22 protein-coding genes and 1 tRNA gene are annotated in these 26,761 nt (G+C 39.2%); 7 read left to right on the forward strand and 16 right to left on the reverse strand.

Going from position 1 to position 26,761, the window contains the following annotated elements:
• Positions 1-24 precede the first annotated feature (24 nt).
• Together QQJ93_RS11880 and QQJ93_RS11885 are read left to right on the forward strand one after the other, a co-directional pair.
• Positions 25-1,296, forward strand: a complete 1,272-nt coding sequence (locus tag QQJ93_RS11880; protein WP_089123702.1) for an ABC transporter substrate-binding protein — start codon at positions 25-27, stop codon at positions 1,294-1,296.
• Between the two features lie 225 nt (positions 1,297-1,521).
• Positions 1,522-2,763 (forward strand): ABC transporter substrate-binding protein, encoded by a 1,242-nt coding sequence (locus tag QQJ93_RS11885; protein WP_089123703.1) that lies wholly within the window; start codon positions 1,522-1,524, stop codon positions 2,761-2,763.
• A 47-nt stretch (positions 2,764-2,810) separates the two neighbouring features.
• Here QQJ93_RS11885 and galM read toward each other — a convergent pair whose 3' ends face one another.
• The 4 genes from galM to galE all read right to left on the reverse strand — a co-directional run bounded on the left by galM (position 2,811) and on the right by galE (position 7,279).
• Entirely contained in the window at positions 2,811-3,899 is a 1,089-nt protein-coding gene (gene galM, locus QQJ93_RS11890) for a galactose-1-epimerase (RefSeq protein ID WP_089124503.1), read from the reverse strand.
• Positions 3,899-5,071, reverse strand: a complete 1,173-nt coding sequence (galK, locus tag QQJ93_RS11895; RefSeq protein ID WP_089123704.1) for a galactokinase — start codon at positions 5,069-5,071, stop codon at positions 3,899-3,901. Before galK ends, galM begins: the two co-directional genes overlap by 1 nt.
• 101 nt (positions 5,072-5,172) lie before the next feature.
• Complete coding sequence (locus QQJ93_RS11900) at positions 5,173-6,243, reverse strand: UDP-glucose--hexose-1-phosphate uridylyltransferase (RefSeq protein ID WP_089123705.1); 1,071 nt, start codon at positions 6,241-6,243, stop codon at positions 5,173-5,175.
• A gap of 19 nt (positions 6,244-6,262) precedes the next feature.
• Positions 6,263-7,279, reverse strand: coding sequence for a UDP-glucose 4-epimerase GalE (gene galE / locus QQJ93_RS11905; protein WP_089124504.1), 1,017 nt, complete (start codon positions 7,277-7,279; stop codon positions 6,263-6,265).
• A gap of 347 nt (positions 7,280-7,626) precedes the next feature.
• On the opposite strand from galE, the gene QQJ93_RS11910 reads away from it, so the two are divergent.
• Positions 7,627-9,855: a beta-galactosidase gene (locus QQJ93_RS11910; RefSeq protein ID WP_107981148.1), complete on the forward strand. Its 2,229-nt coding sequence runs from the start codon at positions 7,627-7,629 to the stop codon at positions 9,853-9,855.
• Positions 9,856-9,980: 125 nt separating this feature from the next.
• Here the strand turns inward: QQJ93_RS11910 and QQJ93_RS11915 are convergent, their stop codons facing one another.
• From QQJ93_RS11915 to QQJ93_RS11930, 4 genes are all read right to left on the reverse strand, one after another.
• Complete coding sequence (locus tag QQJ93_RS11915; protein ID WP_089123706.1) at positions 9,981-10,745, reverse strand: FCD domain-containing protein; 765 nt, start codon at positions 10,743-10,745, stop codon at positions 9,981-9,983.
• 548 nt (positions 10,746-11,293) lie between these two features.
• Positions 11,294-11,605: a hypothetical protein gene (locus tag QQJ93_RS11920; protein WP_089123707.1), complete on the reverse strand. Its 312-nt coding sequence runs from the start codon at positions 11,603-11,605 to the stop codon at positions 11,294-11,296.
• Positions 11,605-12,780 (reverse strand): site-specific integrase, encoded by a 1,176-nt coding sequence (locus QQJ93_RS11925; protein ID WP_089123708.1) that lies wholly within the window; start codon positions 12,778-12,780, stop codon positions 11,605-11,607. Before QQJ93_RS11925 ends, QQJ93_RS11920 begins: the two co-directional genes overlap by 1 nt.
• A gap of 12 nt (positions 12,781-12,792) precedes the next feature.
• Positions 12,793-13,005 (reverse strand): hypothetical protein, encoded by a 213-nt coding sequence (locus QQJ93_RS11930; RefSeq protein WP_089123709.1) that lies wholly within the window; start codon positions 13,003-13,005, stop codon positions 12,793-12,795.
• 133 nt (positions 13,006-13,138) lie between these two features.
• On the opposite strand from QQJ93_RS11930, the gene QQJ93_RS11935 reads away from it, so the two are divergent.
• Positions 13,139-13,345 (forward strand): helix-turn-helix domain-containing protein, encoded by a 207-nt coding sequence (locus QQJ93_RS11935; protein ID WP_089123710.1) that lies wholly within the window; start codon positions 13,139-13,141, stop codon positions 13,343-13,345.
• 195 nt (positions 13,346-13,540) lie between these two features.
• Here the strand turns inward: QQJ93_RS11935 and QQJ93_RS11940 are convergent.
• The 3 genes from QQJ93_RS11940 to QQJ93_RS11950 form a co-directional block, all read right to left on the reverse strand.
• Positions 13,541-13,615: transfer RNA gene (locus QQJ93_RS11940), tRNA-Gly, on the reverse strand.
• Positions 13,616-13,828: 213 nt separating this feature from the next.
• Positions 13,829-14,908: an AI-2E family transporter gene (locus tag QQJ93_RS11945; RefSeq protein WP_089123711.1), complete on the reverse strand. Its 1,080-nt coding sequence runs from the start codon at positions 14,906-14,908 to the stop codon at positions 13,829-13,831.
• A 238-nt stretch (positions 14,909-15,146) separates the two neighbouring features.
• Entirely contained in the window at positions 15,147-16,319 is a 1,173-nt protein-coding gene (locus tag QQJ93_RS11950; protein WP_089123712.1) for a sugar transporter, read from the reverse strand.
• A gap of 285 nt (positions 16,320-16,604) precedes the next feature.
• Here QQJ93_RS11950 and QQJ93_RS11955 point away from each other — a divergent pair, with 285 nt between their 5' ends.
• Complete coding sequence (locus QQJ93_RS11955) at positions 16,605-17,843, forward strand: MFS transporter (protein ID WP_089123713.1); 1,239 nt, start codon at positions 16,605-16,607, stop codon at positions 17,841-17,843.
• 83 nt (positions 17,844-17,926) lie between these two features.
• Here the strand turns inward: QQJ93_RS11955 and QQJ93_RS11960 are convergent, their stop codons facing one another.
• Together QQJ93_RS11960 and QQJ93_RS11965 are read right to left on the reverse strand one after the other, a co-directional pair.
• A complete protein-coding gene (locus tag QQJ93_RS11960; protein WP_089124505.1) occupies positions 17,927-20,386 on the reverse strand; it encodes a molybdopterin guanine dinucleotide-containing S/N-oxide reductase in 2,460 nt (819 codons plus the stop codon).
• Between the two features lie 5 nt (positions 20,387-20,391).
• Positions 20,392-21,486 carry a NapC/NirT family cytochrome c gene (locus QQJ93_RS11965; RefSeq protein WP_089123714.1) on the reverse strand — a complete coding sequence of 365 codons (1,095 nt, stop codon included), beginning with the start codon at positions 21,484-21,486 and terminating at the stop codon, positions 20,392-20,394.
• A gap of 368 nt (positions 21,487-21,854) precedes the next feature.
• Here QQJ93_RS11965 and yddG point away from each other — a divergent pair, with 368 nt between their 5' ends.
• A complete protein-coding gene (gene yddG / locus QQJ93_RS11970; protein WP_089123715.1) occupies positions 21,855-22,775 on the forward strand; it encodes an aromatic amino acid DMT transporter YddG in 921 nt (306 codons plus the stop codon).
• Positions 22,776-22,847: 72 nt separating this feature from the next.
• Positions 22,848-23,846: an LLM class flavin-dependent oxidoreductase gene (locus QQJ93_RS11975; RefSeq protein WP_089123716.1), complete on the forward strand. Its 999-nt coding sequence runs from the start codon at positions 22,848-22,850 to the stop codon at positions 23,844-23,846.
• A gap of 73 nt (positions 23,847-23,919) precedes the next feature.
• Here QQJ93_RS11975 and QQJ93_RS11980 read toward each other — a convergent pair whose 3' ends face one another.
• The 3 genes from QQJ93_RS11980 to QQJ93_RS11990 all read right to left on the reverse strand — a co-directional run bounded on the left by QQJ93_RS11980 (position 23,920) and on the right by QQJ93_RS11990 (position 26,695).
• Entirely contained in the window at positions 23,920-24,159 is a 240-nt protein-coding gene (locus tag QQJ93_RS11980; RefSeq protein ID WP_089123717.1) for a GlsB/YeaQ/YmgE family stress response membrane protein, read from the reverse strand.
• Between the two features lie 209 nt (positions 24,160-24,368).
• Entirely contained in the window at positions 24,369-25,253 is an 885-nt protein-coding gene (locus QQJ93_RS11985; protein ID WP_089123718.1) for a dienelactone hydrolase family protein, read from the reverse strand.
• Positions 25,254-25,432: 179 nt separating this feature from the next.
• Positions 25,433-26,695: a urate hydroxylase PuuD gene (locus QQJ93_RS11990; RefSeq protein WP_089123719.1), complete on the reverse strand. Its 1,263-nt coding sequence runs from the start codon at positions 26,693-26,695 to the stop codon at positions 25,433-25,435.
• Positions 26,696-26,761: the final 66 nt, after the last annotated feature.

Genomic DNA, 26,761 nt, shown 5'->3' on the forward strand with positions numbered 1-26,761 from the left:
ATATAACAATAGGACAAAAAAGATATGAATTTAAAAACTCTCTCTTTGTGTTGCGGGTTAGCGCTAACGCTAGGAACAAGCACTCTTACTTCAGCTGCCACAACTCTAGAAGTATCCAGTTGGAAAGGCGCAGGAACAGAAGTCGCTGGATTTCCGGATATTATTGCTAAATTTGAAAAAGAAAATCCTGACATAAAAGTAAAGCTTAATTACATGGCTCGTAACGATATGATCACAAGTATTCCCGCTCGTTTTCAAGCAGGAAATCCACCGGATGTTGTAATGGTCGATCGTGAATTTATCCAGCATTGGGGGGGGAATGGTCAACTTATGAAACTTAATGACCAACCCTTTATTAATCGCATAGAACCAAGCTTAAAACCCTATCTTGGTTTAGGTGACTCTGCATATTATGCCATGATGCAAGTTTCCGGTATGGGCGTTTATGTCAATGACGATTTGTTTAAAAAAGCGGGCATAACTCAATACCCTCAAACAATTGATGAGTTAACTAAGGTTTGTGGTCAATTAAAACAAAATGGAATTAAACCAATGTTATTGGCTGCCAACAATGGTAGTTGGACTCCATATGTTTATTTCTTAGCTATGGGATTAGCGAACTCTGATACACCGGATCCAGAAATGATTAATCGTTTAGTCTCTGGTGAAGAAAAATTTGCGGATAACGCTTCTTTCAAGCAGGCCTTTGAAGGGATGAAAAAGATTGTAGAAGCGGAATGTATTCAACCTAAGATCAGTGCAGGTACTGACCCTTGGTCTGTCGCACTTACGACTTTCCAATCTGGGCGAGTTGCAATGTTACCACAAGGGTTATGGAATATAGCTCCATTCCAAAAAGATGGATTACCAGAAAACTTTAGCTTGCATCCATTCCCTAGTATTAATGGCCAAAAAGCAATTGTAATGGACTATACCGGAACCGGCTGGGCTATTCCAAAAGATTCAAAGCATAAAGATGCCGCTAAAAAGTGGGTAGATTTTTGGATGCAAGATGCCAACTTATCAACTTATGTAAAAGCAGACACATCAATTACAACTCTAAAAAATGGAACCAATGGTGTGCCTTCTCTTGCCAAACCATACCTTGATGCTCGAAATGCGGGACACAAAGTAACCTTCCCTGTTGGTACCGTTGGTGTTGATTTAGGTGCAGAAATGCCAAATGACATCACTTCATTTATGTTAAATCCAAATCAAGATTACAACAAAATTCTACAGCGCTGGGATGCTCTAGCAGCGAAAGATCGTCTAAATCAAGCGCGTAAGAATAATTAGTTTAAACCCAAATAAAAAGCGGGCTTGAGAGTTCGCTTTTTATTACCTACTTGCCTATCGCTTTGCGTGTAGTTGGGCAAGTTTCTCTACAACCATATCTCACAACTTAGAATCAATTTTTTTAAACCGCACATACTTGTTTTTCTTCAGTGGTGTTAAACACTTTTTCGTGCTTATTCAAATATTGATGCCAAGTGAATTAATACAACAAAAGGATGTGTATAGATGAAACTCAAAAAACTATCGCTCTATTGTGGACTAGCTTTATCTTTCAGTAGCCCTACTTATGCTGATATAACCACTCTTGAAGTTTCAAGTTGGAAAGGAGCTGGTGCTGAAGTGGCTAACTTCCCAACAATTATTGAACGGTTTGAAAAAGCTAATCCTGACATTAAAATTAAACTTAACTACATGGCCCGCAACGATATGGTTACGAGTATCCCTGCTCGGTTCCAAGCAAGAAACCCACCAGATGTCGTCATGGTTGACCGCGAATTTATTCAGCATTGGGGAGGGAATGGCCAGTTAATACCACTTAATGATCAACCATTTCTCAATAGAATAAAACCTGAGCTTATCCCATATCTTGGTATCGATGATAAAACTTATTACGCTATGCTACAAATTTCTGGTATGGGTGTTTTTGTCAATAATACATTATTTAAAGAAGCTGGTATTTCACAATATCCACAAACTATAGAAGAGTTAACTCAAGCGTGTACAAAGTTGGATTCTCATGGTGTTCAACCTATGTTGTTAGCTGCTAATAATGGTGGATGGACTCCTTTTATTTATTTCTTGGCAATGGGCTTAGCAAACAACGATAAACCTGACCATACTCTGATTAATGATTTAATGAGTGGGAAGAAAAAGTTTTCTGAAACCCAATCATTGAAGAATGCTTTTGAAGCATTCCGAAAAATGATCGATGCCAAATGTTTCGATCCTAAAATCAGTGCAGGAACGGATCCTTGGTCAGTTGCATTAACCTCCTTTCAATCAGGCAAAGTAGCAATGCTTCCTCAAGGCTTGTGGAATATTGGCCCATTCCAAAAAGATCAATTGCCCGAAAATTTTAGCTTGCACCCATTCCCTAGCATCAATGGCACTAAGGCTATTTCATTAGATTATAATGGTCCTGGCTGGGCAATTCCAAAAGATGCAAAACACAAAGAAGCAGCAAAAAAATGGATCGATTATTGGATGCATGATAAAAACCTAAGCTTATATGTGAAAGCCGATACTTCTATTTCTACCTTGAAAAATGGCACATCTGGTATACCTCCATTAGCAAAACCTTATGAAGATGCTCGTGATGCTGGAAATTTTGTCACTTTTCCAGTAGGAACACTTTCTGTAGAGTTAGGTGCTGATATGCCAAATGATATTACTTCTTTCATGCTTAACCCAAAGCAAGATTATATGAAGATAATGCAACGTTGGGATAAAATGGTAGAAGATAAATAAGAAAATATTAAGTTATTCTCGAGCGTCAGCGCTCGAGAATAACTGAGTTAATAAATAAACTGATAAATTGTTTTATGTCTATATGGCTGACCCGGCTGTAGAAGTGTATTACTTGTTAACCACTCAGGGTGATTAGGTGAATCTGGTAAACACTGGGTCTCTAGGGCAAATCCCGAATAATTTTCATACACCGTTTCTTTTCGTCCTGGGCAATTATTTAAGAAGTTTCCCGAGTAAAACTGTAAAGCTGGTTGGGTTGTTTTAACCTTCATCACAATAGAATAATCCGATGAAGCTGCTTTGGCGACTACATTAGGGTTTATATTATTACAAAAATCAAGCAAGTATGAATGGTCATAACCACCGACTATTCTTTGTTCTGGATCAGTTAAAAAGTCTTGCCCTATTTGTTTACAGCTTCGAAAGTCTAAGCCTTTATTCTCAACAGTATCAATATAATTTAATGGTATTCCATACTCATCAGTTGGAAGAAACTTTTCAGCAAGAATCAATAATTCATGCTGGCGACAATCCATTTTCTCATTGTGCCCATCTAGGTTAAAGTAGGCATGATTCGTTAAATTAACTGGTGTAGTTTTCGTTGTAAATGCACGGTAAGCAATTTCGACTTCATTTTGTTCCGTTAGCCTATAACTTACAGATACGTCAAGCTCTCCAGGAAAACCTTGGTCCCCGTCAGGAGAAATTAACGAATAAATTACTTGAGTGGCACTTTGAAATTCAACAGACCACCTACGTTGATCAAATCCTTCTACCCCTCCATGTAGACAATATCGTTCATGGTTTTTATTTACATGATACTCAACGCCATCTATTGAAAATTTGCCATTATTGATTCTATTAGCAAACCTTCCAACAGTGGCTCCTAAATAACATTTTTGTTGATAGAATTTATCTAAAGTATCAATACCTAATAGAACTTCCCTATTGCTGTCTTCTAACGGTACTGTACAGCTGAGCCAAGTGGCACCAATATCCATGAAGGTTGCTGTCATTCCCTTATTATTTGTTAAAGTAACAAGGTTACTGACCGCTCCATCTTTTGCCTTACCTTCTTGCATTGTTTTATATAACGAATAAACTGATTTGGGGTAATTAAGTGATTTTTGTTTCATTACAACCATCTCAATTGATTAGCACCATCCATTGCTTTACAAACATAGATAGTTTCTTTTAAACCTGTCAATTTTTCATATTGAGATTCAACAGCTTGTTTCACCGCATCCACAAGAAATGGTGGAACTAAGGCGACCACACAACCACCAAAACCACCTCCAGTCATTCGAACACCACCTTGATCATTAATAACCGTTTTTACAATATCAACAATCGTATCCACTTCTGGACAAGTAATTTCAAAGTCATCTCGCATAGATACGTGTGATAACTCCATTAATGTAGATAGTCGTTGCATATCATGTGACTTAAGCGATTCAGCAGCTTCAAGCGTACGTGTATTTTCCGTAATAACATGCTTTGCGCGCTTTGCAACAACTGGATCAAGTTCGGCTTGACGCTCTATAAACTGTTCAATCGTTACATCACGTAGAGCTTTCACTCCGAAGAACTCAGCCGCTTCTTCACATTGCTGGCGGCGAGTATTGTATTCACTATCAACTAAGCCACGTTTCTTATTGGAGTTAATGATCACTATTGCCATGTCTTCAGGCATTGATACAGCTTGTGTTTTTAATGTTCGACAATCAATCAACAACGAATGGTTACGTTTACCTTCCGCAGAAATTAATTGATCCATAATCCCACAATTACAACCAACAAATTCATTTTCAGCTTGCTGACCATTCAATGCGATTTCTTGTTGAGTAATATTTAAATTATAAAGGACTTTAAATGTCTGTCCGATCACAACTTCTAAAGCTGCAGATGAGCTAAGCCCAGCACCTTGTGGAACGTTACCCGATACTGCAATATCTGCCCCCCCAAATGTATAACCTCGTTTTTGTAAGCAGTCTATGACACCACGAATATAATTGACCCACATTGTATCTTGATCAAAAACCAAAGGTTCAGAAATATCAAATTCATTAACTTGATTGTTATAATCAACAGCGATGACTCGAACAATTGTATCCTCTCGATTATTAGCCGCTACAATCGCTTGATAATCAATTGCGCATGGTAGAACAAACCCATCGTTGTAATCTGTATGTTCACCAATTAAATTCACTCGTCCAGGAGCTTGGATAATATTTCCAGCGGAATAACCAAATACGCTTTCAAAAGCACTTGATACAGCTTCAATCAGTTGTTTTGAACGTTCTGTCATACTTAAACCTTTATTTTATGGGTCAGCTTAAAAGCAACCTTTACAATTTATTAATTAAAGAGTTTTGATATCTGAGGATACTCACTCTACTTCATATTCCATTATGCTTCTTTATAGTGCTTATCACTTACTTCACGTAAACGTTCAGCGGCTTGCTCTGCCGTCAAATCACGTTGACTTTCTGCGAGCATTTCATAGCCAACCATAAATTTTTTCACTGTGGCAGAGCGCAATAATGGTGGATAGAACAAAGCATGAAGTAGCCAATGCTCGGTACTCTTATCGTCTTTTTCTAAATCATTATCGAAAAATGGTGCATAGTGCCACCCCATTGAATATGGGAATGAACATCGAAATAAATTATCATAACGAGAGGTTAATTTTTTAATCGCTATTGCTAAATCATCCCTCTGCTCATCAGTAAGATCACCCATTCTTTGAGCAGGAACTTTTGGTAATAACATCGTTTCAAAAGGCCAAGCAGCCCAATATGGAACAACCGCTATCCAAAAATCGGTCTCTAAAACCGTTCTAGAGCCATCTTTTAACTCGGCTTGGACATAATCAATCAATAAGTTTGATCCATATTGCTCATAATATTCACGTAAGTATTTATCTTTACGTTCAATCTCATTGGGTAAAAAGCTATTTGCCCAAATTTGGCCATGTGGATGTGGTTGAGAACACCCCATAACCTCACCTTTATTTTCAAAAGCCTGAACCCATAAGTAAGATTTACCTAGCTCCTCTATTTGTTCATTCCATGTATCTATAACATTTCGTATTTGTACTACTTTAAGTTCTGGTAATGTTTTACTATGATCAGGAGAAAAGCAGATAACACGGCTCAATCCTCGCACTCCTTGAGTTTTAAACAAAGGGTTATTAGACTCTGGTGCATTTGGTGAGTCAGGCATTAGTGCCGCAAAGTCATTTTGAAAAACATAAGTTCCTTTATAGTCAGGATTAGCATCCCCAGAAATTCGTGTATTAGTAGGGCATAGAAAACAGCGCTCTTCATACGGCTTAATCGAATCAATTACTGGCACTTCATCCTGACCACTCCACGGCCGCTTTGCTCTATGTGGCGAAACTAATATCCATTGACCTGTTAATGGATTATATCGGCGATGCGGGTGATCAACTGGATTAAATTCAATATTTGACGTCATGTTTTTACACCTTTAATTATTAGTCTTCATAACCATTTGGATTGCTCGATTGCCAGCGCCATGTATCAACTGTCATTTCTGCTATCGTTCGCTTTGCTACCCATCCGAGCTCTTTTTCTGCCTTTTGAGTACTTGCCCAGCACTCAGCTATGTCACCAGCACGGCGTGGTTTAACTTCATAACCTATATCATGGCCACAAGCATCAGAGAAAGCATTAACAACATCCAATACACTACTGCCGGTACCTGTCCCTAAATTGTATATATGTAAACCAGATTTATTTGATAAGTAGTTTAATGCTGCTAAGTGCCCATCAGCCAAATCTACAACGTGTATATAATCCCTAACACCAGTACCATCTTGAGTTGGGTAGTCATCACCAAAGATCGCTAACTTATCTCTGCGCCCAACCGCAACTTGCGCAATAAATGGCATTAAATTATTGGGAATACCTTGAGGATCTTCTCCCATAATTCCACTGCTATGAGCTCCTACTGGGTTGAAGTATCGTAATAACGTAATACTCCACGTACCATCCGATACAAATAGATCGCTCAAACATTGCTCAACCATGTGTTTACTACTTCCATAAGGGTTTGTTGTATTCCCAGTAGGGAAGTCTTCTGTAATCGGAACGGTTTCTGGATCACCATAAACCGTTGCAGAAGAGCTAAAAATTATCGTTTTTACATTTGCTTTTTTCATACAACGAGCAAGAACCAATGAACCATTCACATTGTTATCATAATATTCAAGGGGCTTCACTACTGATTCCCCAACAGCTTTTAAACCAGCAAAATGAATTACCGCATCAATATCATGTTTTGAAAATATTGAATCTAAAAATGCTTCATCTCGGATATCCCCATGAAAGAATAAGGGCTTACAACCTGTTAATAGTTCAATGCGATTTAAGACTTCTTGTTTACTGTTTGATTGATTATCAATAATCACGGGTTCATAACCATTTTCAATCAATTGCACACAAGTATGACTACCGATATAACCTAATCCCCCAGTCACTAAAACTTTCATTGCAATGTCCTCAATTAAGAATTTCTGAACCACAATAATAACAACCTTCATTTACTCACTTCTGTGATCTCCTCCAAATATATGTAATCGTTTCCACAGAAAATGGATAATTTAAATAATACCTTCTATAGAATTAATAAAAAACAAACAAATATTTTTCTTGATTTAAAAATAATTACTTATAATTCAAAGGTATATAATTTATGTTTTTGGAGTGTGATCTAAAGCTAATCTCATAAATCAAGGACGTAATACTATATAGGGAATGTGTAAAACGCTTACAAACATTCAAGTTATACCATATCTTAGTGAATTCAAAATAAATAAGGGATATTAAGGAGGTAGTAATGGCATTGGACAAAACACACTTTATTGAAAGAAATGGTGAAAATTACATTCCTCTTTTTGAAAAAAACATGGAAACGTTTCCAGATGGATTTAAATTTAAAAATGTCATAGCGAAAAAGAGAGATAAAGCTGTAGAAATTCACTCAAAAAGTAAAGAACATATGTATACCAGTATGGATATCATCCCAACTATGGATGAAGTCTGGGATTGGAGTCAATTAGCAAACTTTTGTTTTGCTTTTAATGCTCACAACATAGGGCGTCGCTCAAGTCAGGTGTTTATTAATATTTTTGATCATAAGGGCCAAATGCACAGCAGAAGTATAAATATTGCAGGACAGTCAAATCATACATACCTAATTGAATTAAAAGGAGAATATTTAAACGGAAAGACCAACTATTATTCTGGTTTTCGTTCCAATCCAGCGCCTTGGAAGCATGACAGTATTTACGCTACATGGATGTGGGGGGAAATGAATTTAGATCTCACTAACATCCAAAGAATAGAATTCAGTATCAATGGTAGCTTAATTGACCATACTTTACTGCTGAGCCACTTCCGACTCTTAGAAAGCCCTAAATGTAACGCTAAGTATTTAACGAATATTATTGACCAATATGGTCAAAACGCCCACTTCGAATATCCAGAAAAAATTCATTCAGACCAAGAATTAGCGCATAAAACACAAGAAGAATTAAAAGAACTATCTAAAGGATCCCTCCCCAATCGTTCACGTTTTAGTGGTTTTACAGGTAAAGGACAATATAAAGCTACAGGTTTCTTTAGAACTGAGAAAATTGATGGTAAATGGTCATTAATTGATCCTGATGGTTATCCATATTTTGCAACAGGCTTAGATATTATACGTTTAGCAAACTCATACACCATGACTGGTGTTGATTATGACCATAATACTATTCAACAACGTAATGCAGACGACCTCACACCAGAAGATTCACTTGAAAAACTTGAAGTTTCAATGGATTCTAAATCAACGGCAAAAGTTCTCAGTGCAATAAGAAGAGATTGTTTTCAATGGTTACCTAAATACGATGAACCTTTAGGGCAACATTATGCCTATATGAGAGAGTTATTTGAAGGCGCTTTAGATCAAGGTGAAACATACAGCTTTTATGCGGCTAACCTTCACCGTAAATATGGTAATAATTTCATGCAAAAATGGCGTGATGTTACTATCGATCGCATGCTCAACTGGGGCTTTTCTTCTTTGGGAAACTGGACTGCACCCGATTTTTATTCAAACAAAAAACTCCCTTTTTTCGCAAATGGATGGATTATCGGTGATTTCAAAACAGTAAGTAGTGGCGATGATTTCTGGTCTCCATTACCAGACCCTTTTGATCCATTATTCAAAGTTAGAGCTGAAGCAACAGCTAAACAAATAGAAAATGAAATCAATCAATCACCTTGGTGTGTTGGTATATTTATTGATAATGAAAAAAGTTGGGGGCGTATGGGTACCATTACTGGTCAACATGGTATTGCTATTCATACATTAACCCGTGATGCATGTGATAGCCCTACAAAAGCAGTATTTGTTAAACTGCTTCAAGATAAATATGGAAAAATTGAGGCATTAAATAAGGCTTGGTTAACCAATATTTCAAGTTGGGAATCTTTAGCAAGTGGCGTTAACAACCTTCTGCATAATGAAGCACAACTAGATGATTATGGGATGCTATTGGAAGCATATGCCACAGAATATTTCCGTATAGTTAATGACTCGTTAAAAAGAAGATTGCCAAATCACTTATACTTAGGATGTCGATTTGCCGATTGGGGTATGACTCCTGATGTAGTACGTGCTGCAGCGAAGCATTGTGATGTAATTAGTTATAATTATTATAAAGAAGGCCTACACCCAGAAGCTTGGGCATTTTTATCTGACATTGATATGCCAAGCATTATTGGTGAGTTTCATATAGGCGCAAAAGATACTGGTCTGTTTCATCCAGGATTAGTTACTGCAGATAACCAAAAAGAAAGGGGAGAAATGTACCAAGCTTATATGAACTCTGTTATTGATAATCCATACTTTGTTGGTGCACATTGGTTTCAATATATAGATTCACCGATTACAGGCCGTTCATACGATGGCGAAAACTATAACGTAGGTTTTGTTTCTATTACGGATACACCTTATGAAGATATGGTAAAAGCAGCAAAAGATGTTCACAACTCACTCTATAAACGCCGTTTTTCATGAACAGATTCAGATACTTTATGAAGTTTTCCAATTAAATTGATCATAATCAATAGTGGCTAACAAAATTAATCTTTTGTTAGCCACTTTAAATCTCACATATAATGTTAATATCGCTATATCGAATGTTAGATAGCCATATCCATAGAGAAAAAATAGTCATCTAAATCAGCTTCTACGCCATTATCTGAACTTGCAATTTTTAGTAACTCTTGTTTAGAGTTCTCAATATGTTGCCACACAGCTTGCTTTGCTTCTTCCGGTGACTTTCTTTGTAGAGCCATAAAGATTGTTTTATGATCTTGTAACCAACTCTCTTTTAATCGAGGTTCATGCAAATATTTATCATTTAACGCTTTCCAAAGGGGGTTCTCTACACGGACATTTCGCCACATTTCTGCTGCTTGATTAATTAACACTCTATTTTGTGTAGATTCAGCGATTAAACAATGAAACATACGATCCAATTCTTCAAATTTCTCACTATCACCGTTCAATTCTTGAACTTGCATATCCAGCACTCTTTTCAATTCACGTAATTCGTTAATTTTAATTTGAGAAGCAGCAAATGCAGCAATGTTAGATTCAATAATTTGACGAGCTTGCAACAATTCAAAAGGGCCAACATCGTTGTATGGAATGACCGTACGCTGCGTAATTTTTTCAGGAGAATCGATAAAGTATATCCCTGCACCTTGTTTAACAACAACTAGCCCCTTTAATTCAAGCATAATGATTGCTTCACGAATTGTCGCACGACTACTATCAAATCGTTCACTTAACTCTCTTTCAGAAGGTAGTCTTTCCCCTGCCTTAAAAACACCAGAGTATAGTAAATCTTCAATTTGTAACCCGACTTCATAGTATCTGCGTTTTGTTTTCTTTTTATCCATATCACACCTATTTAAATCAACCAATTTTGAAAAAATTGTTAAGTAGATTAATCATATCAGCAAACCAATATACACACACAAAGAAAAACAGCAAAGTTGTAACTCATTCTATAAACTTTGAAGAACATCAAATAATCATACAAATAGAAAAACTTAATATTCACAGCAGTCGTAGTTCAAACTTCACCTTGATTACAGCCGTAAAAATCACGATACACGACATAAGCAATGCTTCATTTTTGTCTCATCTGTGGCCTTGATTTCTGTAGTAAAAGCTCCGTTTTTAGTTCAACTAAAGTAGTTTGATACTAATTATAACCATCCGTCGTTGAACATCTTACAAAATATTTAGAATAAAGTTCCTAGTATTCTTGAGAGCAATATTGTTAGCCTTTATTTGAATGATGAATAAGAGGCTTGTCTTCTTGACACTTAGCTCAAGCAAGCTTAAAGCGTACTTCATCGAACTTATTTTCATCAGCATCACTCCTCAAATAAGCATCTGTTACAATGCGGCCAACATCAGTTGACCACTTACGTTTAATTAACTAATTTACAAGAGAATAAATGATTTTCTCTATACTCTTTTCTAAAGTGAACAGAATCCAAGATGTATTTCGAGCGGTTCTATGAATTCGACACTGAGTAAGAATACCAACAATACTCATAGTAACTGTTTCTAAAAACTCATGCTCACGTTGATAGTGGTGTGGCCACATAAAAGCTCTTTCTCTCAATAACCAGTAGATCTCCTGCTTGAACTCTTCAATTTCTTCGAGTGTTAATTTATCGAAATCTTGGCTTTGAATAGTATCAAAGCACAAACTAGTGCAATGAATAGCTAAAGGAGAATAATTCATCACCCCACCTCTGTCTGCAATAAGGCTTCAAAGGCAGTACCATCTCGACGCATCAAATTCGGCACGTAACGTGAGTACACTCGAAAGAGCATTGTCGCCGTAGTGTGTCCCATTTGGTTTGCAATCCACTCAGGTGACTCACCTGCCGCTAATAATAAAGTGGCATAAGTGTGCCTTGTCTGATAGGGATTCCTTGCTTTCAAGCCTGCCCTTTTTAGCGTTGGATACCAAACAGAGCGAGACACAACTTGATAATTTAATGGAAGTCCTTTCTGATTGGTAAACACAAAAGGCTGCCTTGGTTTGCACGTTGATTTTTGAGACTTTAGAGCCGCTACAACTCGTGTTGGCAAATCAATTGTACGATAGGAACTATCCGTCTTTAACGAGCCTACAACTCCACGAACAAGGCTTTGTGACACAGTGAGCCGCTTATTATCTATATCTATTTGCTTCCAAGTTAATCCATCAATTTCACTACTGCGTAAGCCAGTAAAGAAGCGAACGATATAATAATTCTTATATTCATCAGGGGCAGATTGTATGACTCTCTCAACTTCTTCAAAATTAAATGGGTCGACTTCCGTTCTCGGCACTTTTAAAGCTTTAATATTGCGCCATGGCGAAATAAACTCATATCGATCAGCGGCTTCATTAAGGATCATTCTTAACGGTGTCATTATATGATTAATCCGTGATGGGGATAGCTCCTTTCCTCTTCGTCCTTGAACTTTGGCGAGAGCAGTTCGAAAAGAAAGAATATCTTGTTTAGTGATGACGCTGATCTTCTTCTTACCAAATCTAGGTAGAATGTGATTATTCAACACCCCTTCTACGTCTACATAGTGACCAACTCGCCATTCAACTTGTTTTTCGGCAAGCCAAGTTTTACTAAACTCTTCAAATCGCGGTGAATTAGGACTTTCAAAGAATTCCTTCGCTGTCTGTTTCTTCTCATCTAGAGCACTATACTTTTTAGCATTATTACTATTTGGAAAATAAGATGAGTACTTGAAGGTTCCTATTACAATCTCTGCTTCGATTCGTTTTAACAAATTCTGTAATCGTTTATGGTTAGCAGGCGTATCAAGTAATTGAGTCTGCTCACGACACCGATTCCCAAGGTACCGAAATTGAAGCACCAATTTGTTATTTCTAACATTAATCACTCCCATAACAATTTCTCCTTATAACCCTGTAATTAAAGAATCTATTGTCATACCATTCAGCATTTCTTCTTCAACTCGCTCCCAAAGGAATAGAATTTTTCTACCGCCAAATGGACGAACATAATGCACGCCTTCAAATAAAACGGAGTCTTTCAACTGCTCTCGAATTGTACGGTCATCATATTTAATTCGCTCAGCAAGCTCTTTAGTTGTCAGATACGTCAAACTCATCGTATACTCTCCTGAAAGGTTAATTTACTCACAAGAAAGCTTAATGCTCTCCTGAAGAACAAAATGTAGCACAACAATTATCTACTGAAACCATTTTTGACCCGCAGGAGGTTATTTTTATCGAGAGGGGAACATGATTAAGTGTCATCTATCTAGAATACTAGGTGAGAAGAAACTAAAAATTGCTGACGTTTCAAGGGATACAGGTATTAACAGAGGAACCATTACTCGCTTATACAATGAAACAGCGACAAGAATTGATCTTGAAGTGGTTGATGCTCTTTGTAGCTACTTGGAAGTTTCAGTTGGAGAATTATTCGAACAAAACAAAATCGATTAGTTTTTCTAATATTGGGCTGAGGATTGCGGCTTGTCCTAAAAATCTGGCTGAAAAATAGTAGTGGCCACCAGATGGCCACCGTTTGGCCACCGAACCAATTTAGCGAGTTTGAACGGGGATAACGGAAACACAAAACCACTCAATAAAGAGTGTTAATTTTCAATGCGTTACGAGGAATTTTAACTAGAAAAGATTTGGAGCGTGCGGCGGGAATCGAACCCGCATCATCAGCTTGGAAGGCTGAGGTAATAGCCATTATACGACGCACGCTTACTAGGTAAGCTGTCTTTGGAAGACGGGAGTTACTATGCCACAACCGAGATAAAAAAAAAGCCCTTTTATGCACATTTTTGTTTAAGTGCGCACAATATAATCAATCAATTATTGTAATGGACATAAACATGGAAAACCGTATAAAAAAACAGCACTTATAAAAAGATAAGTACTGCTTTGAAATAACTTAACCACTAAATGGAAGAATATTTATTTTATTTTTTCGGCTTGTTCTGCTTCTAGCCAAACCATAAACACTCCCCACCAGAGTGACAAGATGACCGCTCCTAAGAATAAGCCTATAATTCCAGCGAACATCATACCCCCAAGGGAACCGATAACGACAATGGGCATCGGCACAACTGAGCCACGTCCCATTAAAATAGGTTTTAAGATATTATCCGCAAGGCCCGCTAATAGTCCCCATATAGTAAAGATGATGAATGAAGTCGTATCTGCCGTCATATACATATAACCAAATAATGGTAATAGAGGAAGAATAGCCGGGAGCTGGGCGATACACAATACGAGTACCAATAAACTAATTAACCCTGCAGCAGGTATATGAAAAGTAAATAATGCGGCGCTGATAATAGCACTTTGAATAAATGCAACACCGATAACGCCAACCAATACACTACGAATAATATTTGCCAACATATTCGCCCAATGCTTACCATGATCTCCGGCACTACGCTCAAACACTTGAGTCACAACATTCGAAATCGGTTGACTCGCAGCCATGAAGACACCTGCAATCACCAGTGATAATAAAAACATGATCAAGCTACCTAGCCCACTACCAAAGGTTGATAGCATTTTTGTCAGCACCATTTTAATCTGTGGCAGAAACTGAACTACCAGCTCTTTAATATGCAGCGTTAAATAGGTCAGCCCATCGAAAATTCTCTCTCCGACTAAAGGCCATTCTTTTATTGCTACATTTGGTGTCCATGCTTTTAATTCACCTGATGTCACCATATTGGTCAAATACATCAATCCGTCATAAATAGACGTTGAGATCAGCGCAAAAGGGACAATAAGGATCACAATGCTAGCAACAGTGACAATAGTTGCGGCAACGGTACGATTACTTTTTATACGAGTGGTTAAGAGATTAACAACTGGGTTCAATGCAACAGCAATGACTGCCCCCCAAAGTACCGGTAAGATAAAAGGTTGAACAATGTGGTATGTGCCCCACACCAAAATAAAGATCAAACCGATACGGATGGCAGATTCGACCATGTTATTCACAAACACGCGAGAAGCTTCATCAATGGGCTTCATAAGGATCAATTCCTCTAAATTGAATAAATATATCCATAGTAATTGGAGCCACAATAAGGCGAATGAACACCATCAACAAAGTTGCAGTCTCAACTACCAAGGGTTAAAGAAATAACTTATTAAAAATATAGGGCATTCTGCCCCTGAAAACACTTAAACGTGACTTTTTCACTCAATAATACATTTAGAAAATGCAAAACCTCTCCCCAACTTGAAATGGACAGAGTGAAAATCAAATCTAACGCAAAATCGGATACTTACGTAATAAGGTAACAAGTACTAGCATCGAAACAAAACCGATAGCAGAAGCAACGTACCCAACATTGGTTAAGCCTAGGTGGATAATCACTTTCCCACCCAATAATGCGCCCGCGCCTATACCTAAGTTAATAATGCCTGAATACATCGACATAATAACTTCAAAAGCATCGTTATCAATGTTGAATACTTTTACTTGCATGGTAACCGGAACCAGCATCAAAACGATTCCCCACACAAAGATCAGACTACTGATGCCCCATTGAGAAAGAGCCACCGCATTCAGCATCAACAAGCAGATGATCAATAAGACACCACTGACGACTAATAACTTGGTATTGTGCTGCTCACCCCATACACCAAAAATCACACTCCCCACGATCCCAGCACCGCCAAATAGTAATAGTAAAAAAGTCGTAAAGTAGCTATTAGCTTGCCCAACTTCATGCATGAAAGGTTCAATGTAACTGTAGCTAGTGTAATGAGCAGTGAAAATCAAAAAGATAAACAAATATGAACCAAGTAGTACTGGCTTTTTAAATACCGCAGACAAGCTCTTCAAACTGCCCAATGACACACTAGGTAAAGCTGGCAACAAGCGGGCTAGGATGATCATCATGGTAAAGGCAATCACGCCAATCACACCAAAGGTGGCACGCCAACCAAACCATTGACCAATCAAACGCCCAAGTGGTACGCCTAAAACCATCGCCAAAGAGGTACCTGTTGCTAATACACTCAACGCAAAAGTCTTTTTACCAACAGGTGCCACTCGAATCGCAATCGCGGCGGCAATCGACCAAAAAATCGCATGAGAAAGTGCGATGCCAATACGACTTATCACCAAGACCGGAAAGCTCCATGCCACCACAGATAAAATATGGCTGGCAGAAAACACACCAAATAAGCACAGTAGTAATGTCTTGCGTTCAACCTTACGAGTAAGCAACATTAGAGGTAGTGAAAACAACGCCACCACCCAAGCATAAATAGTCAGCATCCAGCCAACTTTCGCCGTGGTAATATCAAAACTTTGAGCAATATCGGTTAAAATACCTACAGGCACAAACTCGGTGGTATTAAAAATAAAAGCACTAAAACCCATCGCCAATACTCGTAAATATTGTTGATGGCGAGGTACTCTTTCGGTCATATTTAAGATCCTGCAGATAAAGTCGACACGTGATTTAAGTCACATATTTTAGCACTGTATTTTTTAAATAGTGTGAGGAGATGAAAAATATTTTGGCCTTTATTTTCATTATGTATTAAGGCGTATTTTTTACAAAAAATGAGCTTTATTATCACTTAACCTCATTTAGTCATAATAATGCTTATTTTAATATGTTTTTGGAATTTGGGCTTCTTGACCTAACGGAGTAACATATCACTCCTTTTGTGAATTTCTTCACATACTCATTTTACAATAAGGTCTGTTATGGCTTCGGCATTTAAAGCCACATTTCGCTCGCTAAAATTTTTTAACTACCGTCTATGGGCTATTGGCGCATTAGTCTCTAACATCGGTACATGGATGCAACGTACCGCTCAAGATTGGTTGGTATTGACAGAGTTGACTCACCATAATGCCACCGCTGTCGGTATTGTGATGTCTTTGCAATTTGGCCCACACGCATTATTGCTACCATTTTCAGGTTACATTGCCGACCAATTTGATCGTCGAAAAGTGCTGATCATCACTCAATCATTATTAGCTCTATTACCATTATTACTCGGCATTCTCACCTTAACCGGGCATATTGAACTATGGCATGTGTATATTTTCGCGTTTATTTTGGGATGTACGACAGCCATTGATGCACCTGTCAGGCAAACCTTTGTCACCGAGCTAGTCAGTGATAAAGATCTGTCCAACGCCGTCGCTCTAAACTCTACTTCGTTTAACTCAGCTCGCATGATCGGCCCCTCTTTGGCCGCATTGCTTATCGCAGGCATTGGCACTGGTTGGGTATTTATCGTTAATGCACTCTCATTTATCGGCGTAATTTTTTCTCTCTTTCATTTCAAACTTGATGAATTACATCCAAGCACACGTAGTGCCAAAGGCCCAGGAGCATTATTAAAAGGCTTCCAATATTCATGGAACCGCCCTGACCTACGTACCATTTTCTTTATGCTATTTATGATTGGCACCTTTGCGCTTAACTTCCCAATCTTCATTTCAACTATGGCAGTGAAAGTATTTGATGTTGGGGTTGGGCATTTTGGTTTATTAACCACATTAATGGCGGTAGGTTCGGTTGCAGGAGCATTATTCTCAGCCCGAAGTGAAGGGCCGAATATGCGATCTTTAGTCGTAGGTTGTACAGTGCTCACCATTGGATTCGCGGTAGCTGCGATTAGCCCCAATTATTGGCTATTTGGCGCGACACTTATGTTAATAGGTATTTCAGTGCAAACCTTCAATACATCCAGTAATAGTTTATTACAGCTAACTACCGAACCAAGCATGCGTGGCAGAGTGATTGCGATACGTATGGCAATTGCAATGGGATGTACGCCTATTGGAGCACCAATTGTTGGTTGGATAGCCGATCATTACGGCCCAAGATGGTCGCTCGCTTTAGGTGCATTAAGTAGTGCTATGGCGGCATTAATTGGTGGGTATTATTTTTATAAACAGCGTAAAAATGCAGATAAACCAAGCAAAATTTGATCCTCCGATTTTTATAAATTGAAAACCTAAAAAATCCGAGCCATTTGACTCGGATTTTTATTATTAGGGACAGGGCTTAACGGCTAAGCATCTGCGCCTTTTGGCGGCAAGAAAGCCTGTGTTTCAAGTGCATCACCTATCCACTTTTCAACTTTAACTAACGCTGAGTTTGCAGCACAGCCATTACCTAAACGTGAAGTTGGAATATCCAAAGTCAGAACATTTGGCCCACCGTTACGGCAAATACCCAATTTAGGATCAAAGTCTGGCCATGCCCCTTCATGGATACACACTGAACCTTGCTTAATGCCATCAGTCACATCAGCACCCGCTAAGACTTGGCCACGTTGGTTAAACACTCGAACAATATCACCTGTTTTAATGCCGCGTTTTGCCGCATCATCTTTGTTGATAAGGATCGGCTCTTTACCAGCAATCGCATACTCTTTACGAATATCAGCATAGTTGAACTGACTGTGTAAACGGTATGCTGAGTGCGCGGTCATTAACTGTAACTCACCTTCTTTAGCAGAACCTGTGTATTCAGTTGGTTCCAACCAAGTTGGGTGAGCTGGGCAATCTTTTAAACCGTAACCTTCCAGCGTTTTCGAGTAGATTTCAATCTTACCACTTGGCGTACCTAGTGGGTTCATTACAGGATCTTGACGGAACTCCGAGAAACGCACAAATTTGGCTGCTTCTTCATTCCACTTCATTTCTAGGTATTCATTCGCTTCCCAGAACTTGGTGAAATTAGGCATTGGCACACGTGCATTACGCCCACCTTTTTGTGCTTTCTTATAAAAATCACGCAGCCATTCCATTTCTTCGCGGCCTTCGGTATAAACGCGGCGGCCTCCCTTAAACAGATATTCAGACAGTGATGCAAACACTTCAAAATCACTTTTAGACTCACCTTGAGCTTCAACAGCTTGCCTCATTGGCGCAATAAATTGATTACTGTAATCACCAACCATCGTCATATCATTACGCTCAAAACTGGTCGTAATTGGGAATACGATATCAGCGTGTTTGGCTGCCGCCGTCCAGTAAATTTCATTAATTACCACAACATCTAATTTATTCCACGCTTTAACTAGACGATTAGTATCTTGATGTTGGGTAAAATTCGCACCACCCGATGTCCATAACATACGAACATGTGGGAAAGTACGAGTTTGACCATTGTGCTGATACTCTTTTCCTGGATTTTCCATGGCTTCAACAATACGAGCGACAGGGAATGCGTTGACCACACTACCTACATCAATACCTGCAGTAAACTTCTCATCTATAGTGGCTGTCATTGCTGGTAACACACCTGCATCACGGGCAGGATTACCACCATTTGAATAGTGGTATGAGAAGCCAAAACCGCCACCAGGTAAACCGATCTGGCCTAACATAGCGGCCAGTGTCGTGATCATCCAATGACGTTGCTCACCAAACTGTTGACGTTGAATACCCCAACCCGCCATCAGCATAGTGCGATTTTTCGAAAAAATATCCGCCAATACTTCTATTTGTTTCGCGGAAACACCTGTGATCTTTTCCGCCCAAGTAGAATCTTTAACGATACCGTCCGTTTCACCTTGAAGATATTGATTAAACTGAGCAAAACCTTGCGTATATTTGTTTAAGAAGGTTTCATCGTGTTGCTTATTTTTCACTAAGGTATGGGCGATCCCCATTGCCAACGCCACATCGGTCATTGGGTTTGGTGCGATCCATTGTGCATTTTCACCAAAAAACTCAATTGTTTCAGAGCGCATAGGATCAATAGCAATCACGGTCTTGCCCGATTTTTTCAGTTGATGGAAAAATTCTAAACCTTGACCATCCGCCGCTGTCCACGCTATTTCCAAAGTATTAAGAGGGTTCATTCCCCAAAGTACCACAACGTCAGAATGCTCCAACACTACAGGGTAAGTCGTTTGTTGCTCATACACTTCAATTGATCCCACAACATAAGGCATGATGACTTGCGCCGCCCCCGTTGAGTAATCACCTAAATATCCAACATAACCACCTGATAGCGCCATATAACGTTGAAGTAGAGTACGTGCATCATGCAAAACACCACTTGAACGCCACCCATAAGAACCCGCATAAATCGCTTCTGGGCCGTAAGTATTACGAATACGCATATGTTGCTCATGAGCGAGTTTAAGTGCTTGCTCCCAAGAGACACGAACATATTCATCTTTACCACGAACACCCGTTGGATTTTCGGGGTTCTCAAGAAACCCTTTACGGACCATTGGATAATTAACACGTGCTTTAGTATAAACTTGAGAAGGACCAGTCTGTTGCAAATGATTCACTACAGTTTGTGGCAAAGCATTCGTGGTTTCGACTAATTTACCGTCTTCCACTTTGGCTTTCAAAATACCCATTCGACCAGCCGTGATCACATAACCACGCTCAGAAATATTTGAATTGGCAGAAGCTGGCAACGGTACAATGCTACTGATCGCTAATGCTCCAGCTGAAGCACTCGCACCTTTTAAAAACCCACGACGGGAGATATTCATATTGCTCATCATTCTTACTCCTGTCCTTTCATGTCTTTCGCATGGTATTGGAAGAATTTAGTCAAAATCTCTAAATTTGCATCTGAGATATCAGTACGCGACCCCATGGTTTTTACCACTGATGGCCATGCGTTCATGGTAAAGTGATCAGCAGGGATCTTCGCGTGACAGGTAGAACAATAAACATTGTCTAAATCTTTTGCGTACTTCCACATTGGTTCGCGTGACGCTAAAACAGGACTATCAATATCACCTGTTAACGTCGCACTACGCCACTCATTACCATAATGATCTTGTTCATATTCACCCACTTTCAATGCTTTTTGACCATCTTCAGTTAAGCTTGCAAGAATGGCACGCTTACCATTATCAAAATACAGAATTTGTTCTGCACCTTTCATTTGATAGCCAGATACTGTCACTGAACGTTTCGTCCCATCAGCTTTATCAACCGTTAACGCTGTTGTTGGATTAATAGTGGCAAGATCACCCATTTTAATAGAATTCAATGCATATACTTCTTTTGCATCTGCTGGCGTATTTTTTGCTATATCAACAAGATGATCAAATTCAGATGTATCAAGCTTCATTTGTGGGGCCATATGTGCAACACCTTTGTGACAATCAATACAGGTTTGACCATCTTTTTGTGCTGCCATGTGCATTTCACGTGCACCTTTTGGCTGATCGTAAAGCTCCATCGCATCAAAACTATGGCAAGAACGACAGGTTGCAGAATCATTCGCTTTCAACTGATCCCATACCGTCTGTGCCATTTCTAAACGGTGCTCTTCATACTTTTCATCAGTATCAATTTTACCCGTCACAAACTCGTGATAAATGTCTTTAGAAGCACGAATTTTCGTCCAAAGGTAATCAACCGTGTTGTGAGTAGGAATATGACAATCGGCACATTCAGCTCTCACACCTTTACTATTACTGAAATGCACCGAACCTTGATACTCATGAAGAGGTTTTTCCATAGTGTGGCATGAGACACAGAATTCAGTGGTAGAGGTGGCATGAAGCACTGCTTGGGTCCCCCCAAAAGTGATCCAGCCAATTACCACACCGATAATCACGATGATGGCAATAGATGTTTTTTTCATAATTATTTTCCTTATTTGCCCACAAGTTGGTTTCGCGCGGTGCGAATCTACCACTAAAGGATAGGTTCAGAAAGTAAAATTTAGCAAATTGAATATTAAATTTTATTGTTAACACTTCCGATTAAGTAACTGTTCTTATTAAGGTTAATTTAATAGCCATAAAATGGATGAGTATTTACATTAATCAAACCATAAACTTTCACTTTCTATCTCAAAAATAAATATTTTAAAAACCACTAATGGGAATTTTTAACATCAATAACGTATCGAAATTGATATCGATTATTTCAACTAAGTTCTACATTGCCTCTGAATCACATTATTGTTACTTTCAGCTCTCACACATAACTGTTGGCGAAGTTACTACTATGTCTTTTCTAACCAAGCACAAATACACACTCTGCGGTATACTCGCTATCCTATTATGGAGTTCTCTCACCGCATTAATTCGTGATATCTCTGAATTATTTAGCCCAACCGCGGGTGCAGCAATGATTTACTCTGTGAGTACTGTATTTCTGTTTGTCGTAATGGGAGTTCCGCGCCTCAAGCAATTTCCAAAACAATACTTGATTGTTGGTGGCATTTTATTTGTCATTTATGAAATTTGCTTAGCCCTATCACTTGGTTTAGCTAATAGCCGTCGCCAGTCAATGGAAATGGCGATCATCAATTACCTATGGCCTGCGTTAACCATTTTGCTCAGTGTGATTGTCAGTAATAAAAAGGTGAACCCTTTGCTCTATCCAAGCATTGCGCTGGCATTTATTGGTGTCGCATGGTGTATATCGGGCGAACAACCATTATCCATAGCGCTTATCAGCCAGAATGTTATTGGTAATCCTATTCCATACCTACTCGCTTTTTCTGGCGCATTGATTTGGGCAGTCTATTGCACAATCACTAAAAAAATGAGTAATGGACAAAACCCTATTTCTCTATTTTTTATGGCAACGGCTACCTCCTTATGGATCAAATATGCCATGGGTTCAGAGCCTAGCTTAACTTTTACTTGGGAAAGCTCCGTGACGGTGTTGATAGCTGGTATAACAATCGGCTCAGGTTATGCTTTATGGAATCATGCTATTGTTGGCGGTAATATTATTTTGCTAGGTACGCTTTCCTACTTTATCCCAATCTTTGCCACGTTATTTTCTGCGGTGTACTTAGAAGTAAGTCTCAGCCACTCATTTTGGCAAGGCGTTGCATTAGTTACCTTTGCTTCTCTGATGTGTTTTTTTATTACTCGAGAAAAGCGTTCAAAACCTTTGCCTACACAAAACGCTTAGCGATAAACCGTTAATGAACTAACAATAATTAGGTGAATTTTATTCATCCAACCAAACATGTAAGGAATCACTATGTCTATTCTCGCCGATGTGCCATTTTCACTCTTAGAATTAGCACCCATGCGCCAAGACTCAACGGTTGGAGAAACACTACAAAAGAGCCTTAAATACGCACAACTAGCCGATAAGCTAGGCTATAACCGCTTTTGGCTTGCTGAACACCACAACATGGCAGGGATTGTTTGCGCAGCAACGTCAGTTTTAATTGGTTACATTGCTGGCGGCACCAACAACATCCGAGTGGGATCTGGCGGTATTATGCTTCCCAACCACCCACCACTGGTGGTTGCCGAGCAATTTGGCACATTAGAAAGTTTATATCCGGGTCGAATTGATCTTGGTTTAGGACGAGCGCCCGGTAGCGACCAAATCACCAGTCGTGCTCTTAACCGTGATGAAAAGCGTGCCGATGAATTTCCAATCGAAGTCGAAGAACTGCAAACCTTACTTGGCCCTTACAACGGCTTTAGCCAAGTTCGTGCCATGCCCGGTGAAAATACCAATGTGCCAATTTGGTTACTTGGATCAAGCTTATTTAGCGCACGCCTAGCCGCAGAAAAAGGACTACCTTATGCCTTTGCTGGCCACTTTGCTCCCCGTTTTATGCATGATGCAATAGAGCTATATCGTGCAGAATTTCAACCATCAGAAGTTCTTGATAAACCTTATGTAATGCTTGGTTTACCACTAGTCGTCGCCGAAACTGATGAAGAAGCACAATATTTATCAACGACTACGAAACAACGAGCGTTAGCGCTTATTCGTGGTAAAGAATTATGGCTACAACCACCAGTCGACAGTATGGATGAGCTATGGAATGAACAGGAAAAAGCTTATGTCGATAATTTTTTAGCTTTATCGATTACCGGAGGCCCTGCGACGGTAAAACATCGTTTAGAAATGATGATCAAACAATTAGGCATAGATGAATTTATTTTTACCAATGATTTGTATGATCATGAAAAGCGTTGCAAGGCGATAGAGATTTTAGCGGAAATTAAAAAGGCATAATAAAAATTAAGGCAGGCAATGGTTCATACATTGCCTGCTGATCTTTCGTGGTTAAGTTTTGTTCGAGACAGAACTATGACTTAATAAGCCTAGAAATATAAAGCAGTATTACCGCTCCAACAGTTGCTGTCACTAGTGATCCTATCAATCCTCCTGATGATAACCCCAACAAGCTAAAAGTGAACCCACCAACCACAGAGCCCACAATACCAATGACAATATTGCCTATTGCGCCAAAACCTGACCCTTTCATAATCTGACCGGCCAGCCAACCTGCTATCGCACCGATAATTAAAAACATAATAATATTCATAGCTACTCCTGTTGCTGAAATGATAAGTGTGCTCGTTAATAACAAGCGTAGTTGATTATCATAAAAAAAAGAGAATTTTTAAGGTGTTGTCGTCAATATCTTATAGATAATGAGAAAAGAAATAACAAGAAATTTGAAAATTGTCATCATAAGGTGGCCAAATACTTCATACATACTGGCCACCTTATGCGGTAGGAAGGCTATTGGGATTAAGCTAATTTTTGATTAAAAAAATCGACGGTTCTGCTCCACGCTAATTCCGCTTCTTCTTCCGCATAACGACCAGTTGAATCGTTATGAAAACCGTGTTGAGTATTAGGATAAATATATGCTTTGTAATCCACTTTTGCAGCTTTTAAATCTTGCTCATATTCAGCCCATGTCGCATTTACACGCTTATCTTCACTAGCAAACTGAATAACCAGTGGTGCGGTAATATTGGGGCGAATTGATTTTTCCGCAGGCGTGCCATAAAACGGTACCCCTGCGCTTAAATCATCGCCAATAGTTGCTGCAAGCATATTGGTAATATAGCCACCAAAACAGAAACCCACGGCACCTAATTTGCCATTACTGCGTTCACTCGATTTTAAAAACTGAGCAGCGGCAATAAAATCTTCTTCGATTTTGGCTTTATCTAGAGAGCTTTGCATTGAGCGACCTTCATCGTCATTGCCCGGGTAACCACCTAAACTGTAAAGTGCGTCTGGGGCAAATGCGATAAATCCAGCTTTGGCTAAACGGCGTGCCACATCTTCAATATAAGGATTCAAGCCACGGTTTTCATGGATCACCAAAACAACGGGAAGCTTTCCTTCTTTATTTTTTGGTTCCACATAATAGCCTCTCCCTTCCCCATAACCTTTAGGTGATGGAAAAGTTTTATAACTGCCTACAATTTCAGGATCGTTAAACGATACTTGTTCAGCTAACGCATAATTCGGCAACAAAGCTGAAGTCAGTGTCGTCATGGTAAAACCTAAAGCAACCAAACCGCCTAAACGTGAAAAAAATTCGCGTCGGTCAATCAGTCCGTGAGCATATTCATCATACCAATCAAATGCTTCTTGTGGGATGGGCCTTGAATCCGTCATAGCTTTACTATCCTTATCTAAATGAAAGTTGGTTGTTTCTTGCACTTTGAGAATAGAACTTATTTAGTGTTTTATCTATATCATTTACATTCAGAAAAGAATTATTTGTATGATAAAAAAAGGCACCACAATGGGTGCCAAATAAGTATAACAACTGAATTTAATTAAGAGAGTACTTGCTAGATCTTCGCACCATCGCTTACCCAATCAACCACTAATGCCCGCTCTTCATCTGTCATCTTAGTTAAATTACCAAGTGGCATAACACGAGTCTGGACTTGTGATTGAATACGTGGTGCATTAGTTTGAATTTCTTCCGGTGTATCAAGTACAACTCCCGCTGGTGCCGTTGCAAACATATTGCTGGTAGGCGTTGCTGAGTGACATTCCACACAACGGTCATTCATGATTTTTTGTACTTGAGTAAACACTGAAGCTTCCGCAACTTCGGTACTCGCTTCATTTGTACTTGCCGTTTCTGATGCGCTATCAGTCGTAGTTGCAGCTTCTTGTTGAGCAACAGGAGCACTTGGTTCAGATAAGCTAGGCATCTTGTTTGACGTCACAAATGCAAGACTGATCATACCCAATACCGCAACCGGTACTGCCCACGCAAACTTCTGACCACCATGACGAGTATTAAAATAGTGACGAACTAAAATACTGAATACTGCTAAGCAAGCCAAAATCAACCAGTTATATTCCGAGCCATACGTGCTTGGAAAGTGGTTACTGATCATAATGAACAATACTGGCAATGTTAGGTAGTTATTGTGGCGAGAACGCAATAGACCTTTGGCTGGTAGCGCAGGATCGGGTTCGGTACCATCTTCAATCGCTTTCACTAGGTTACGTTGTGCTGGCATGATAACGAAGAATACGTTACCTACCATGATAGTACCGATAATAGCACCAACATGGATGTAAGCACCACGGCCACTAAACACTTGGCTTAAACCATAAGCAGCTCCAACAAGGCAAGCAAACAGCACAATACCTAATAGCAATGGCTTTTTACCTAATGGCGAATCACACAATAAGGTATAAATGATCCACCCACCCACTAGCGAAGCGATACCAATACCAATTGCCGTACCGACACTTAGGCCAGAGCCCGGAGCAATCAGATAAATATTGGCATTAAGGTAGTACACTACACCAAGTAGTAACACACCAGTGATCCAAGTAAAGTAGGCTTCCCACTTAAACCAGTGTAGATTTTCTGGCATTTGAGGGGGCGCTAATTTGTATTTCTCTAGGTGATAAATACCACCGCCGTGAATGGCCCATAAATCACCAGACAAGCCAGTTTTTGGGTTAACACGGTTTAAGTTATTTTCTAACCATACAAAGTAAAATGACGCCCCAATCCACGCGATACCAACGATCATGTGAACCCAACGAATCGCGAGATTGAGCCATTCCGTAATATGCGGATCCATAATTTTCTCCTTAAACTGTTCCTTGTCTAGAGCATACGTAACCGGGATATGGTGAACCGGTATGCT

Source organism: Vibrio algivorus (genome assembly GCF_030161215.1).
Lineage (GTDB): Bacteria > Pseudomonadota > Gammaproteobacteria > Enterobacterales > Vibrionaceae > Vibrio > Vibrio algivorus.

What these genes read in the sequence shown, in the direction of transcription:
- QQJ93_RS11955 (WP_089123713.1), top strand. Translation starts at nt 16,605, where the DNA reads ATGGCTTCGGCATTTAAAGCCACATTTCGCTCGCTAAAATTTTTTAAC.
- QQJ93_RS11915 (WP_089123706.1), bottom strand. Translation starts at nt 10,745, where the DNA reads ATGGATAAAAAGAAAACAAAACGCAGATACTATGAAGTCGGGTTACAA.
- QQJ93_RS11925 (WP_089123708.1), bottom strand. Translation starts at nt 12,780, where the DNA reads ATGGGAGTGATTAATGTTAGAAATAACAAATTGGTGCTTCAATTTCGG.
- galM (WP_089124503.1), bottom strand. Translation starts at nt 3,899, where the DNA reads ATGAAACAAAAATCACTTAATTACCCCAAATCAGTTTATTCGTTATAT.
- QQJ93_RS11910 (WP_107981148.1), top strand. Translation starts at nt 7,627, where the DNA reads ATGGCATTGGACAAAACACACTTTATTGAAAGAAATGGTGAAAATTAC.
- QQJ93_RS11935 (WP_089123710.1), top strand. Translation starts at nt 13,139, where the DNA reads ATGATTAAGTGTCATCTATCTAGAATACTAGGTGAGAAGAAACTAAAA.
- QQJ93_RS11930 (WP_089123709.1), bottom strand. Translation starts at nt 13,005, where the DNA reads ATGAGTTTGACGTATCTGACAACTAAAGAGCTTGCTGAGCGAATTAAA.
- QQJ93_RS11975 (WP_089123716.1), top strand. Translation starts at nt 22,848, where the DNA reads ATGTCTATTCTCGCCGATGTGCCATTTTCACTCTTAGAATTAGCACCC.
- galE (WP_089124504.1), bottom strand. Translation starts at nt 7,279, where the DNA reads ATGAAAGTTTTAGTGACTGGGGGATTAGGTTATATCGGTAGTCATACT.
- QQJ93_RS11990 (WP_089123719.1), bottom strand. Translation starts at nt 26,695, where the DNA reads ATGGATCCGCATATTACGGAATGGCTCAATCTCGCGATTCGTTGGGTT.
- QQJ93_RS11980 (WP_089123717.1), bottom strand. Translation starts at nt 24,159, where the DNA reads ATGAATATTATTATGTTTTTAATTATCGGTGCGATAGCAGGTTGGCTG.
- galK (WP_089123704.1), bottom strand. Translation starts at nt 5,071, where the DNA reads ATGACAGAACGTTCAAAACAACTGATTGAAGCTGTATCAAGTGCTTTT.
- QQJ93_RS11880 (WP_089123702.1), top strand. Translation starts at nt 25, where the DNA reads ATGAATTTAAAAACTCTCTCTTTGTGTTGCGGGTTAGCGCTAACGCTA.
- QQJ93_RS11885 (WP_089123703.1), top strand. Translation starts at nt 1,522, where the DNA reads ATGAAACTCAAAAAACTATCGCTCTATTGTGGACTAGCTTTATCTTTC.
- QQJ93_RS11985 (WP_089123718.1), bottom strand. Translation starts at nt 25,253, where the DNA reads ATGACGGATTCAAGGCCCATCCCACAAGAAGCATTTGATTGGTATGAT.
- QQJ93_RS11945 (WP_089123711.1), bottom strand. Translation starts at nt 14,908, where the DNA reads ATGAAGCCCATTGATGAAGCTTCTCGCGTGTTTGTGAATAACATGGTC.
- QQJ93_RS11920 (WP_089123707.1), bottom strand. Translation starts at nt 11,605, where the DNA reads ATGAATTATTCTCCTTTAGCTATTCATTGCACTAGTTTGTGCTTTGAT.
- QQJ93_RS11965 (WP_089123714.1), bottom strand. Translation starts at nt 21,486, where the DNA reads ATGAAAAAAACATCTATTGCCATCATCGTGATTATCGGTGTGGTAATT.
- QQJ93_RS11900 (WP_089123705.1), bottom strand. Translation starts at nt 6,243, where the DNA reads ATGACGTCAAATATTGAATTTAATCCAGTTGATCACCCGCATCGCCGA.
- QQJ93_RS11950 (WP_089123712.1), bottom strand. Translation starts at nt 16,319, where the DNA reads ATGACCGAAAGAGTACCTCGCCATCAACAATATTTACGAGTATTGGCG.
- QQJ93_RS11960 (WP_089124505.1), bottom strand. Translation starts at nt 20,386, where the DNA reads ATGAGCAATATGAATATCTCCCGTCGTGGGTTTTTAAAAGGTGCGAGT.
- yddG (WP_089123715.1), top strand. Translation starts at nt 21,855, where the DNA reads ATGTCTTTTCTAACCAAGCACAAATACACACTCTGCGGTATACTCGCT.